Source organism: Roseobacter fucihabitans (genome assembly GCF_014337925.2).
GTDB classification, from domain to species: Bacteria; Pseudomonadota; Alphaproteobacteria; order Rhodobacterales; family Rhodobacteraceae; genus Roseobacter; species Roseobacter fucihabitans.
In genome coordinates this window covers 1,111,011-1,124,824 of record NZ_CP143423.1, presented here as the reverse complement: position 1 = coordinate 1,124,824, position 13,814 = coordinate 1,111,011, and the positions used below count along the sequence as shown (strand labels likewise).

The window sequence follows — 13,814 nt, the reverse complement described above, 5'->3', positions numbered from 1 at the left end:
ATCATCATGTTCTATAAACGTTCTCGTCGCAAGTCATAAAATCTCTTCGGTCAAAAGCCAAAATTCCAGCTTCTTTTGATTCGAAGCAGGAAAATTGACCAATTACCCCGACAGCCCCAACACTCCCCGCATCCGTCCCATAACTTCCCATGTGCCATAAACCATAGTCGAAATGGCCGCTTGCGGGTCTCCTATGGCTGCACTACCCCGCTTTTGAGATTTTATTCGGGGAATTTTCCATGAAGACTGATATCGCGATCCTGCAACGTTCTTTCAGATTGATGTTCGCAGACCCCTTGAAAACCTTGAAAGTGACGTCGCCGGGATTGGCTTTTCTTATTGGTGCGGGCCTGCTCTTTGACGCGCAGCCCATGATTACCGCCGCAGAACAGCGCGTCGCGCTCGATCCCGGCCCCGCGATAGTGCAGGCGATCATCGGGGGAGTGGGTGTGCTGCTCATTGCCGTATACTGGCATAGGTATGCATTGCTGGAGGGTGACGCGCGGGATCAGATCATGCGACCCGGAGTTGGCGTTTTGGCGCAGTATCTCGGTAAGCTGATTGTGGTCTTTCTGGTTCTCTTAATTGCTGCCATTCCGGCAATTCTATTGATTTTTGGCACCACGCTCATCTTGAGCGGCGGCTCCGCCACTCTCGTAATCGTGGTGGGCGTTGGGATCGGTATATTGTTTTCGTGGATCGCCATGCGGATCAGTCTGACGCTGCCCGCCGCCGCTTTAGGCACACGGCTCGCGATCGTCGACAGCCTGCAGGCGACAAAACCGCTGTCAGGTGCAATTCTTCGGGTTGCCGTGATCCTTGCGGTCATGAACACCATGTTGGCAGGTGTGATCACCTCTCTGGCGGCGGCGTCCCTCGCCGCTGCGGTTGTCGGGCAGCTGGTGCTGAGCTACTTCCAGATCATCGTGTCCATCAGCGTTCTCAGCACCCTTTACGGCCATCTGGTGCAGCACCGCCCTTTAACCTAGGCCATACCACCCCGGATTAACCCTTCGGCGATGCGGCCATAGGCTTGCGCCATCGGGCTGTCGCCCACCGCAATTGGTGTGCCGCCATCCCCCGCCAGCCGCGTGTCCAGATCAATAGGCAATGTGCCCAACAGCGGCACGCCGAGCCTCTCAGCCTCCGCCGCAACGCCACCCTGCCCGAAGATCTGATGCTCGGATCCGCAATCGGGGCAAACAAACATCGACATATTTTCAATCAGCCCCAAAACGGGTGTCTTCAAGGTATCGAACATATCGAGCGCCTTGCGCGCATCAATCAGGGCTACATCCTGCGGGGTGCTAACCACAATCGCGCCGGTCAATTCGGACTTGGTACATAATGTCAGCTGCACATCCCCGGTGCCGGGCGGCAAATCGACCAGCAACACGTCCAACTCGCCCCACTCAACCTGCCCCAACATCTGTTGCAGCGCACCCATCAACATCGGACCACGCCAGACCACGGCCTTGCCCTCTTCCAGCATGAACCCAATCGACATCAGCGTCACACCATGCGCGTGCAGCGGGATGATCGTCTTGCCGTCAGGCGAAGCGGGCCGTTTGTTCACCCCCATCATCCGCGGCTGGCTGGGACCATATATATCGGCGTCCAGCAACCCCACCTTGCGCCCTGCCCGCGCCAGGGCCACCGTGAGATTGGAGGAGACAGTGGATTTACCCACACCGCCCTTGCCCGAGCCAATGGCCAGAATGCGTTTCACCCCGCTGGGCTTGGTCGGCCCCTCCTGCGGTTTGGGATGGCCGCCTATCTTGAGGCTGGGGGGGGCGGGTTTCTTTTCCGCCGGGCCATGTGCGGTCAAGGCCACGGTCACAGTGTCCACACCCGGCAGGTCGGCCACGACCTTCTCTGCGGCATCGCGCAAGGGGGCCATCTGGCGCGCCACTTCCGGGCTGGGCGCTTCGATCACGAAGCGCACGGATCCCCCATCGATGTTCAAGGCCCGAATCAAATCATGCGCCATAAGGCTCTTTCCGTCCGGCAGGACGACACGGGCCAGCGCTGCCTCGATTTCGGCTTTGGTTATCGACATGCTCAAATTCTCCTCAGGGGCGCTTGTTTGTTAAGCGCCTGTTTCCGCTAACATTATATAGGGCTTCTTTATGCTTAACCCTATAGCACTACGCATAAATTTACGCTAGGTCGCCTATGCAATTGCTGCATAGCAGCATTGATAATCTGGGTATTGTGCACGTGCAGCAATCTCTTAAATATGGAGCACAACAAACGAACGTATGGAATAACGAGGACAGGCACATGGCCTATTACACACAAATCAATACGCGCTCCGAGAGCGTGATCGAACGGACGCTTATCACGGCGGCCAACCTGTTGCAGGCCGCATCCGAGCGTTACGCACGAAATAGAGTATTCCGCGAAACCTATGCGGAACTGTCCAAGCTGGGCGAGCGAGAATTGAATGATCTGGGAATGTCACGTTCCATGATCCGCGCAATCGCGCTGGACGCAGCAGAGCAATACGCAGGCTGAACGGCCTGGCACAAGATCGGGTGTCCGTCTCCTCCCCAGGACACCTATACCACAGCGGCGGTATCATTCCTCCCCGATACCGCCGCCAGGAATAAAGCGCCCAAGTGCGCGCCTGCCATCGGGGTTTGCCTCGCCAGCGGGTCACAAGATCAGGCATACCAATCCTCCTCCCTGGTGTGTCTGTAACGAGGCTGCGGCATTCATCCTCCTCCCGGATGCCGCCGTCGCTATTACGTCAGATCCAGAAGGGTCTGTAGTCATATATATCGCCGACCACCTCCTCCCGGTCATGCGATATGGACACGAAAGGCGGCCCCTCCTCCCGGGGTCGCCTTTTTCGTTTCCTGAGGTTTTCGCGGTTCTTGCCGATTGAGGCCGCAATGCCCCTACGTGACAAGAGGAACGGGTGCTGTCGTCAGCGCAGGTCCAGGGCGGACCCCGTCAAAATGGGATGTCGTCACATCCGGTAATGAATTTCGCCACGACCTTCTTGATGCCCGCCTTCTCAAAGGCAATCTCCAGCTTGTCGCCCTCGATCCCCTGAATGGCACCATAGCCGAACTTCTGATGAAACACCCGCTCGCCCACGGTGAAACTCGACACGGCGGTCATGTCGATCACGGTATTCTTAGTTTCGCGCGGCTGGCTCATGCCCCGCTCCTGGCTACGCGCCTGCAAACGACGCCAGCCAGGTGAGTTATAGACATTCGCCTCTGCCGCGGCCTCATGCAGGTTGGATGTCGGCGCGGCGGCACCGTAACCACCGCCATAAAGGCCGGGCGGGGTCAGCACATCGACATGTTCAGGTGGCAATTCATCGATGAAGCGCGAGGGCAGCGCGCTTTGCCATTGGCCGAACACGCGTCGATTGGCGGCAAAGGAAATCGTGCAGACCTCTTCGGCGCGCGTGATCCCGACATAGGCCAGACGTCGTTCTTCTTCGAGGCCCTTAACGCCGCTTTCATCCATCGAGCGTTGCGAGGGGAACAACCCGTCCTCCCACCCTGGCAAAAACACCATCGGGAATTCCAGCCCCTTGGCCGCGTGCAGCGTCATGATCGACACCTTTTCGCCGCCCTCCTCGCTCTCATTGTCCATGATCAGGCTGACGTGCTCCAGAAACCCCTGCAGGTTTTCGAACTGCTCCAGCGCCTTGACCAACTCCTTGAGATTCTCCAAACGCCCCGGCGCTTCGGGCGTTTTGTCGTTCTGCCAATGGGTTGTGTACCCGCTTTCGTCCAGAATGATTTCGGCGAGCTCCATGTGGCTCAGATCGCTCGACCCCGCCATCCGCCCCCATCGATCAATTCCGGTGACCAATGTGGCCAACTCCTTGCCCCCTTTGCCGCCGATGCCCTTGGCCTGCACGACCAGCCGCGCGCCCTCCACAAGGCTCACCCCATTCTCGCGCGCGACGCGCTGGATCGTTTGTTGCGCCTTGTCACCAAGGCCGCGTTTGGGCGTGTTCACGATCCGCTCGAAGGCCAGATCATCATCGGGGCTGGTCACGATGCGGAAATAGGCCATGGCATCCCGGATCTCCATGCGCTCGTAAAACCGTGGGCCACCGATCACGCGGTACGGCAGGCCGATGGTCAGGAAACGATCCTCAAAGGCGCGCATCTGATGGCTGGCACGCACCAGAATGGCCAACTCATCGCGACCATATCTTAGGAACGCAGGTTCAAGAGAATGCCCCTCACTCTGCCTGGTTGCCAACTCCCACACCAAATCCCGCCTGCTTTCATCCGCCAAAAAGCTCTTTTGCGTTTTCAAACGATCGAATAATTGATCTCGACTGTTCAATCCTCGCAAAGCATCCAATTCAGCAAGCCGCTTAAATTCGCGGATCATCTGTTCAGATCGAGAATTTTGCCTTCTCTTGGCCAGGATTGAACTTCCATCATTCAGCGCCTCGATCTCGTCTCCAATCCAGCGCGCCTCTTCCTCGCCGTCCCAGTGACCGATTAGTCGAATTTTTTCACCTTCTTCGGCCGCAGTCCAAAGCGTCTTGCCCAGACGTCCCTCATTGCCCTCAATCACACCTGATGCAGCGGCCAGAATATGCGGGGTCGAGCGGTAGTTCTGTTCCAGCCGCACCACATGCGCGCCGGGAAAATCCTTTTCAAACCGCAGGATATTGCCCACTTCGGCCCCGCGCCAGCCATAAATCGACTGATCATCATCGCCCACGCAGCAGATGTTCTTATGCCCCCCCGCGAGCAGGCGCAGCCAGAGGTATTGCGCAACGTTGGTGTCCTGATATTCATCCACCAGAATATAGGCAAACCAGCGTTGATATTGCGCCAGAATATCCGGGTGGTTCTGGAAGATCGTGACCATATGCATTAGCAGATCGCCGAAATCCGTGGCGTTCAGTTCTCGCAGACGGGTCTGGTATTGCGCATAAATCTCGGTGCCGCGATGGTTATAAGCCCCAGCGTCACTGCTGGGCACCTTGTCGGGCGTCAGCGCGCGGTTTTTCCACCCGTCGATGATCCCGGCCAATTGCCGCGCAGGCCAGCGCTTGTCGTCGATCCCTTCCGCGCGCACCAATTGTTTCAGCAGGCGCAATTGATCATCGGTATCCAGAATGGTGAAATTGGATTTCAGCCCAACCAATTCGGCGTGACGGCGCAATAGTTTCACACAGATCGCATGGAAGGTCCCGAGCCAGGGCATCCCCTCGATCTGTTGCCCCATCATCGCACCTACGCGATTCTTCATCTCCCGTGCGGCCTTATTGGTAAAGGTCACGGCCAGCACCTCATTGGGCCGCGCCCGCCCGGTATTCAACAAATGGACGATGCGCGCCGTCAGAGCGCGGGTCTTGCCCGTCCCCGCCCCGGCCAGCATCAAAACAGGCCCGTCCAGCGTTTCAACGGCCGTGCGTTGCGCCGGGTTCAGCCCATCCAGATAGGGTTGTGGCCGCGCGGCCATCGCGCGCCGGGATAGGGATGCGCCATCGAAGGCATCCATTTCATCAAAATTGCTCATAACGCGCAATGTACCGCCTGATGCGCAAAAGGAAAAGAACTGTTCTTGATGCGTTCTGGTTTTATGGCTGCACGCCCCAAGGCGCATAATGAGGCGAAGCTTTTTATTCCGGAAAGTCGATTTTTGACGGCGGAACCCTTATATGGGCTACATCATGTCGCTTTTTCTATTGTTTTAAGTCGTTTGGGGATCTTTGAATTTGTTAGCATTCCGGATTAAAAGGTATCACCGGGTAAATTTTTAAGTTATTGATTTTATTCAGGTAATTTTTGATTGCGGCAGGTATTATGGAAGGTATTGCGGCATATCGTAACAAACTTACTGTTTGGTCTCGAAGACCTCTTCGTAAACCACCAAGTTGACGCATTCTGCTGGGTCTTCAATTCCACGTTCTTCCATGTGAGCAACCACGTCCAAAAAAGAACGCTCCAATAAAATCGTGAACTTGGCCCAGAGTAAACCAGAGTAGCTCAAGAACTCAGGGTATTATGTCAAAGTGCCCTCTTTCTCGCGGATGATCCGATACAGGGCGGATTTGGCACGCTCGCCTCAGAGGCACGCGCAGATCGGGGCAAGCGGCGTGTTCTGATATCCCGAAACTGGGATGGGAACATCGACCTTGATGACGACGCGAAAGAGCGTGTGTCCGAGGCGATGGAAAGCTATGCCAAGGCCTTTATCCGCAGCGATGGCAGTCTGCGCAAGCTGGCGCATATCGGATCCCGCAAGCTGGTAGAACTCTGCCAAAGCGAAGGCTCTGACATTGCGGCACCGGTTCTGTCACAGCTCTGCAAGCTCAACGCCAAATGGACCAGCCGTTTCACGGCATTCAAGCGGGTTGCGCGCAAGGATCGCGACGCCAAGTTACATTTTGACAAGGATCAACCTCGTATCGCACGCCACGGCTCTGCCCTGCCGGGTCAGGTTGTATTTGGCGACGTGCACCCGGTCGATATTTGGGTCCTCAAAGAAGGAACGCGCGAGCAAGTCCGGGTGCGCCTGATCGCATGGCATGACGACTGCACACATATGATGCATGTGACGCCGGTTTTGTTCCTGAAAGGCCGTGGCGTGCGTCAGAGCGATATTATCGACAGCTTCTATGATCTGTCGTGTGATCCGCAGTTCGGACTGCCCGGCACCTTGTATTTGGACAACGGCGGCGAGTATGGATCGCTCTTTGGATCATTCCAAAGCTTCCCGGACCTAAGCATGATTGTGCCAGAGCGCGGTGTGATCAAGGCAAAGCCCTACAATGGGCCTGCGAAGGGTCTGATCGAAGGGGCGTTTGGGTCAATTGAACGCCAGTTTATCAAGCACTTACCCGGATACATCGGCGGCGACAGAACCAACAAGAAAACGCAATCTGTCGGCAAGCCGCCAGCACCCTACAGTGGCACCTATGGCGACCTGCTTACCCAGCTTGAAGAGGTCGCGGCCGTTTGCAGGGTCTTTCGCCCAGACAGGCCTTGGCGCGCGCGGTCGAGAATGGATGGCAAGCCAGCCGCATGGATGATCAGACCTTTGATTTCGTGTTCTGCAAACAGACCAGTGCAATGGTGTCACAAGGTGCTTTTCAGTGCTTGGGCGAGCGGTTCTATTCTGATCAGATCGCCCAGCTGGGCCATGGCGAACGGTTGGAAATCAGGGTTCCACTGCGCAGCTCCGCCGAGGGTGTGGCGGTTGTCCGCAACCGCGACATGCTGGGCTATGCTTATCCGCGCCGTTGCAAAAGCGCTGCGCGCGCCGCGCGCCACCTGCGCGAACACCGCCCCGGCCGGCCCTCCAAGATCGACAGCGATCCGGAGCTGCATGCGTTCATCAACGCGCGTATCGAAACGACGACTTTCCCGGCGCTGGAAAAGGCGGTCGCAAAGAAGTTCCCGCCCAAACGCCGCGTCGGCAAGAACGCCATTCACCAGTGATGGCAAAAGCAATCCAGCCCCCCCAAATCCCATCCTGAATAGCCCGTGGTCACCGAGGGTCCTCCAGATTAAAAGGTATCACTCCAGATTAATTGGTAACACTACAGAGGCGGGTGCGCTTCCGCAGCTTACCAATCAGGTCCAGACGAATGGGATAAAACATTTTGCATTTAATCTGAGGCATATCCGGCAGCTTTGAGGAGGTTCCGGCATTCGTTTGGATCAAACAGATCACAAATGTCGCCGAGGACCTGGAAGTTTGTATCAAACGTTTTTGGTCCGATCCGTCTCAGATGGGCTTTGAGCTTTGAGAAAGCCATCTCATCCGCTGGCTGGCAGGGTATTGCGCAGCAATGTCCCCAGAAGCAATAAAGACCAGTCTGTGTGGCTCCTGGCTCCTGGCTCCTGGCGCATGCGCGGCTGGCGGTGGTTGATCCACCCCCGCCTTGCCCTGCGCAGCGCAGGCCGATTACGTTCCTGTGCGATAAGTCCTTTTTTCATATGAGAACCCGGCGCGTGCCAAGGCGCGGTGAATTGATCAGAGGTGAACGGATACGCCGTATGCGTCTTCCAGCGCGCCGGATAGTGCATGCAATGTTATGTCTGGTTCGATACGGATAATCCCGATTAAGAAATCCTTATACGGTTAAGAAATCCTTATACGGTGCCAGCTGGCCAAATCCGGCCCACGGGCCTGCCCTGTGGTCTGGGCGTGATGTCGCGCCGCTCTCGTTTGTCCGCAGCATAACGCGCCACCGTTGCCGCACTGACACCAAAAATGCGCCCTGCTGCATGACAAGAGTTCCCAGCAGCAACATACCCGCAAATCCGGTGCCGAAAATCTAAAGAAAGAGGTTTGCCCGTCATCCACCTCCACACTGAAAATGAAGCAGACAAAGACTCCTTTGGGAAACACAAATCAATTCAGATTAAACGCAAACCGCTTTAGCTGTGATTTCACGCCTCATCCCGCCTGCGTTTGAGGCATTCTTCAACGGCACGCAGGAGATCATCACGCGATACGGGCTTCATCAGGCGGATGTCTTCGGGCAACAGACCATTGCCGTGCACCGTGGCCTCGGATGCATATCCAGACAAAAAGATGAAAGGCGTTTGCGGGCTCAATGCACGGCATTCACGCGCGAATTCAGGCCCTTGTAACCGGCCCGGCATAACGATGTCTGTCAGCACCACATCAAAACTGGGATCAGCCTTGAACACTGCAAAGGCGATATCGCCCGTGATCGCCGTGGTGACATCATAGCCCGCCAGCACGAGGGTTTTTTCAAGAACCGCCATGACTTCGAGCCTGTCCTCTGCCAGCAATATGCGCGGGCGTGGGCTCTGGAGGGGAGTATCGGGTTGCGGGCGGCTCTGGGGTTTTGGAGCGACGGGACTGCCTTGCATTACAGCTCTGAAATAGAGCTTGAAACTGGTCCCCTCGCCCGGCTCGGAATAGACGCGAACGGTGCCACCCGATTGACGGACAAAGCCCTCCACCATGGACAGACCAAGCCCGGAGCCTTTCCCCACAGGTTTGGTGGTAAAAAACGGATCATATATCTGGTCGATGACATCAGGTGCGATACCCTCTCCGGTATCGCTCACCGCGATCATCACATAGCGCCCCGCCGGGATTTGCTCGCTGCGCGCCTCAAGATATGTGTCGTCAATGCGAAGATTGGCAGTCTCAATCGTCAATTTCCCACCACCCGCCAGCGCGTCACAGGCATTCAGGATCAAGTTCACAAGGGCACTCTGGAGCGAGGTTTGGTCGACTTTGATCGACCAGATTCCGGCCTGCAACACGGTTTCGATCTGGATGTTTGCCGCAATTGTCCGTCGCATCCAACGTTCGGTGTCACGCACCGTTTGATTGATGTCCAATACCGTCGGCTCCAGACGCGCCTTGCGTGCATAGGCCAACATGCTACTGGTCAAATCAGCACCGTGTTTGACGGCGTCAATTGCCGCATCAATCAGCGCATTTTGTTCCTGCTGATCCAGGCTCCCCGCTTCCGTCTCGCTTTGCAACAATTCCAGATTGCCCATGATGACCGCAAGCAGATTGTTGAAATCATGTGCAACGCCGCCCGTCAGCTGCCCGATGGCCTCCATTTTCTGCGCCTGATGCAGTTGTTTCTGGCGCAACCGATCTTCGGTCACATCCTCGATGATCGAAATCATCCCGCCACCGCTTGTCGGAAACTCTGAGGCGATGATGATACGCCCGCTCGACTGTTCATGAACCGATTTTTTCGGCTTTACCAAAACGGAGGCAACGCGATTGCGCACATAGGTTTCGCGATCATCATACCCGAACTGAGGTGCCATGATATCGGCAGAATTACGGATAAGCTCTTCAAAGAGAACGCCGCGCTCCAGCAGATGCGCGCTGCGCGGGAGCATGTCGGCATAAACCGAATTATGCATCACCAGCCTCACATCCTGATCGTAATAGGCCACGCCAAGCGGCAAGGCTTCGCTGCCTGCAAACAGGATTTCCTTGAGGCGGCGCAGGGACCTTTCCTGCCTTTTGCGGTCCGATATATCAACATAGGTGCCGACAATGCGTGCCACCTTGCCGTCCCGCAGTATCTTGAAATCGCGCGACAGAATATCGACCCAATGCCCGCTTTTATGTTGGATACGAAACTCCACCTCCGGCGCACTGCCTTCCTGCGGTTCCGGGTCAACCATTGATGCCGTGACATCCGCGCGATCCTGAGGGTGGATCGCAGCCAGGATCGTTTCCAGATCAGGCGGCGGCATCTGCGCGCTGTAGCCCAGCATTTCAAGCCAACGTGGCGAAAAGTAGATCTCACCGGTCTCAATGTTGCGATCCCAAAGCCCGTCATTGGCCCCCTGCATTGCAAGGGAAAAACGCTCTTCGCTGACCCTCAGGCTTTCACTGCGCTCGGCCACACGCTCTTCGAGATGCGCGTTCAGCTCAAAGAGCTCCTGGCGCAGCCTGACAAGGTCGGAAATATCATCTTCACTCAGCACCACAACCGCATCACCGGTTGCAGGATCTCTTCCCGCGCTGGCCTTGACCCGGTGCATAGCATGCCCGGCGAGACACTGAACCTCCAACTCCGCATCAAATGGGGTGCCGCGCGCAACCGCCTCGAGCAGGCTTTTTCTGACGGGAATGCTGCCCAATCTGCGGTCTAATTCGCATCCCGCGTTCTTTGCCGCACCGTAACACTCAAACGCCGCGGCATTCTGCGCCAACAAAACACCCGATTGCGAAAACATGCTGAGCATTCCGCCAGAATAGCGAACGGCCTCCTCCAGCCGCGCCCTCCGGGTGTCTTGTTCCAGAATGCCACTGACAAGCTCGATCAATACCGCATCACGGCCCTGCTCGATTTGCACAGGCTGACAGGATAGCGTCACCGTAACGGGTGTTTCCGCCGGATAAAGCGTCCAGGTATCTTCAAATTTCGATGACGCCTGCGTCTCCAGCATGATCTGGCGCAAACGCTGGTACACCATTGCAGTGTCGGAAGAAAAGTCGCGCGCTTTCAGCGCATCCAGGCTGTCCGCCTTCCAAAAGTTAAGAGCGGCTGAATTTCCCCACCAGATTTCATACCTGTCCACGTCAAATATCCAGACAGGCGTCGCCAAGACACCGAAAACTTCGGCGTTTTTTTCATCTGGAAAATGCAATTTCATCATTACAATCTTGGCATCCTAAGGGGTCAAGAAAATCGGCAGTCGTCAAAAAAAATATGTTTGGTCGAAAAGCCATCCGATCCCTCGGGTTGCGCGACCACGTTCTTAATAAGGTAATCCTAGACCGTTTCTGGTTTTGTGCAACGGTTGGCGTATTCATGGTTCTCGCCAGCGAAAGAAAACAGCCCTACCCGTTTGGCACATGCGACACGCAGCATTCCATTGCAGGGAAGGCTGGGAGGGACCGCCATCGGCAGCAAAAATAGCAAAAAACCGCGCCCTCGCCCTCCAGCGGTTCGTCTTCAATTGCGCGCGTCTGATGGGTCAAATACGGATCCGCCTACCAACCTGAGGCAACCGGCCTAGTTTACGGCGTCACAACAGTGTTAAATCGAGAAAAATGACCCAATTTCCGGCAAATAGAGCAGAGCCCATCGACGCAGTGATCACCTGGGTCAACGGGAATTCTAACAATCACCGCGTCAAACGCCGTAGCTATATGGCTGATGCAGGCGAGGTGTTGCACGAAAACGCGATCAATCCGCATCGGTGGCTTTGCAACAATGAAATCCTGTTTTGTTTGCAATCCATTCACAATCACGCGCCCTGGACGCGCAAAATATGGATTGTGGTTGACGAGGAGACGCCCGACCTTTCCAGCTTGCCCCTTGAGCTGCGCGCGAAAATCGAATTTGCATTTCATCGCGACCTCTTTCGCGACTTCGAGGAAGCCTTGCCAACCTTCAACTCGCTGGCGATTGAAAGCCTGATCTGGCGCATCGAAGGGTTGAGCGAGTGTTTCATGTATTTCAACGACGATGTGTTTTTGACATCCCCCTTGCTGCCAACGGATATGTTTCGCGGTGCCATGCCGGTCCTGCGGGGCAAATGGGTGGATTATCGAGATCTGCTGGCGAACACCGGGGCGCGCGATGATCCCGCGAAATTCAATCATTTCATGCAGATCAACGCTGCCACCCTGATGGGTTTTGATGCCACGCGGCTTTTCGCGGCGGCACATGTCGTGCACCCGCTGCGCCGCAGCGTCATGTTGCATTTGTTTGACGCGCATCCGCAGGTCTTTGCAAATAACATCAGGCACCGGTTTCGCGACCTTGAACAGTTCCTCCCGCAGGGGCTGCACAATCATGCCTGCATCCTCTCAGGTGTCGCCGTTTTGCATGAAGAAAACGATCATCTGCACATCAAAAGTGGACAGGGAAATGATCATACCGCTGCGCAAACCGTTGATCTCCTGCTCGGCCTGCCGGGTAGCGAGATCAAATTTTTATGCGTCAACGACCTGCCGCAGTTGGAAGAAATCATGCCGGAGGCGCGCGACTGGCTTGCCCAGGTCATCGGCGGATTTTCACCCCACCCCATGAGCGACGCCGGATAGCTGGCGCGCCTCGGGACCAACAACGGCTCAGCGCCATACGACGGCGTTATTGTGACGCGAGATGCGCGCCAACACCTCCTGTATTGTCGCGGCTGTATCCGTTAAACCCTACGCAGGCCCAAAGGAGCGTTTTTGATATGGCGATCACGAAACGACAGTTTGTAATGATGCTGGGCGCATTCGCGCTTACCGGTTGCGTCAATGCCACGTCTTCCAATACCGCCCGCGGCACGGGCAAATCGGGGTTGCCGGATGACCTGCGCCCTGTTGCGAATTCGGGATATGCCACGTGGGTCACAAATTTCCGCGCGCGTGCGCGTGCGCAGGGCATATCCGATGCGACCCTTTCAGCCGCGTTCAGGGGCACAGGGTATTTGCCCGGTGTGATCAAACGCGACCGCAACCAGACCGAATTCAAGCGCAGCCTGGAAGATTACCTCGCCATTGCCGTTTCTGACGAAAGGGTCACGCAAGGGCGCGCGGCCTTTGCCACGCATAACCGGACGCTCAGGGCGCTGGAAAATACCTACGGCGTGGAGGCCGAGATCATCACGGCGATTTGGGGGCTGGAGAGTTTTTACGGTGCGCGGCGCGGCGATGTCCCTGTTATTTCGGCGACCTCGACGCTCGCCTATGATGGGCGGCGTGGTGCGTTTTTCGAAAAGCAACTGCTCGCGGCGCTGGCGATCCTGCAAAGCGGTGATATTTCTGCGGACCGTCTTGTCGGCAGCTGGGCGGGTGCGATGGGTCACACGCAATTCATACCGACCTCTTATCAGGCCTTTGCCGTTGATTTCACCGGGGACGGGCGGCGCGACATCTGGTCGGAAGATCCAAGCGATGCGCTGGCCTCCACCGCCGCTTATCTTGCGCGCAACGGTTGGGTCGCGGGGCTGAAATGGGGCGGCGAGGTGGGCAATAACGCGCCCGCCGGTAAGACCATCCAACCACAGGCAGAAGGGCCGCGGTTTTCGGTGACGCGCAATTTTAACGCCATCAAAAGGTATAATAATTCGGATTCCTATGCCATCGGGGTCGGCCATCTGGCGGATCGCATCGGCGGGGCCGGACCTTTGATTTCGAGCTTTCCGCCCGATGAAAACGGGATGACAAAAGCGGACCGCACGGCGCTTCAGAAAGCCTTGAGCGCGCGGGGGTTCGATACGCAGGGCAGCGATGGCGTCATCGGCCCCAACACGCGCAAAGCCATCAGCGCCTATCAGGCAAGCCGGGGTCTGAATGTGACAGGTGAGCCGTCGTTGGCGCTTTTGGCTGGGTTACGCTAACCGCCTCCCTTC

At 56.5% G+C, this 13,814-nt stretch carries 9 protein-coding genes; 6 read left to right on the top strand and 3 right to left on the bottom strand.

What is annotated here, in order from left to right; all coding sequences use genetic code 11:
- Positions 1-239 precede the first annotated feature (239 nt).
- Entirely contained in the window at positions 240-989 is a 750-nt protein-coding gene (locus tag ROLI_RS05650; protein WP_187428754.1) for a hypothetical protein, read from the top strand.
- On the opposite strand, the gene ROLI_RS05645 is transcribed toward ROLI_RS05650, so the two are convergent.
- On the bottom strand, positions 986-2,059 hold the full coding sequence (locus ROLI_RS05645; RefSeq protein WP_187428755.1) for an Mrp/NBP35 family ATP-binding protein: 1,074 nt from the start codon (positions 2,057-2,059) through the stop codon (positions 986-988). The genes ROLI_RS05650 and ROLI_RS05645 overlap by 4 nt on opposite strands.
- Positions 2,060-2,283: 224 nt before the next feature.
- Between ROLI_RS05645 and ROLI_RS05640 the strand changes: the two genes are divergently transcribed.
- On the top strand, positions 2,284-2,517 hold the full coding sequence (locus ROLI_RS05640; RefSeq protein ID WP_187428756.1) for a DUF1127 domain-containing protein: 234 nt from the start codon (positions 2,284-2,286) through the stop codon (positions 2,515-2,517).
- Between the two features lie 441 nt (positions 2,518-2,958).
- On the opposite strand, the gene ROLI_RS05635 is transcribed toward ROLI_RS05640, so the two are convergent.
- Positions 2,959-5,514 carry an ATP-dependent helicase gene (locus ROLI_RS05635; protein WP_187428757.1) on the bottom strand — a complete coding sequence of 852 codons (2,556 nt, stop codon included), beginning with the start codon at positions 5,512-5,514 and terminating at the stop codon, positions 2,959-2,961.
- A gap of 45 nt (positions 5,515-5,559) precedes the next feature.
- Between ROLI_RS05635 and ROLI_RS05630 the strand changes: the two genes are divergently transcribed.
- Both ROLI_RS05630 and ROLI_RS05625 read left to right on the top strand, forming a co-directional pair.
- Entirely contained in the window at positions 5,560-5,733 is a 174-nt protein-coding gene (locus ROLI_RS05630) for a hypothetical protein (protein WP_222869386.1), read from the top strand.
- A 423-nt stretch (positions 5,734-6,156) separates the two neighbouring features.
- Complete coding sequence (locus ROLI_RS05625) at positions 6,157-7,638, top strand: hypothetical protein (RefSeq protein ID WP_222869446.1); 1,482 nt, start codon at positions 6,157-6,159, stop codon at positions 7,636-7,638.
- 758 nt (positions 7,639-8,396) lie between these two features.
- Here ROLI_RS05625 and ROLI_RS05620 read toward each other — a convergent pair.
- Positions 8,397-11,117, bottom strand: coding sequence for an ATP-binding protein (locus tag ROLI_RS05620; RefSeq protein ID WP_338469240.1), 2,721 nt, complete (start codon positions 11,115-11,117; stop codon positions 8,397-8,399).
- Between the two features lie 400 nt (positions 11,118-11,517).
- Here ROLI_RS05620 and ROLI_RS05615 point away from each other — a divergent pair, with 400 nt between their 5' ends.
- Both ROLI_RS05615 and ROLI_RS05610 read left to right on the top strand, forming a co-directional pair.
- Positions 11,518-12,516, top strand: a complete 999-nt coding sequence (locus tag ROLI_RS05615; RefSeq protein ID WP_187431274.1) for a Stealth CR1 domain-containing protein — start codon at positions 11,518-11,520, stop codon at positions 12,514-12,516.
- A 137-nt stretch (positions 12,517-12,653) separates the two neighbouring features.
- Positions 12,654-13,802 (top strand): lytic murein transglycosylase, encoded by a 1,149-nt coding sequence (locus ROLI_RS05610; protein WP_187431275.1) that lies wholly within the window; start codon positions 12,654-12,656, stop codon positions 13,800-13,802.
- Positions 13,803-13,814: the final 12 nt, after the last annotated feature.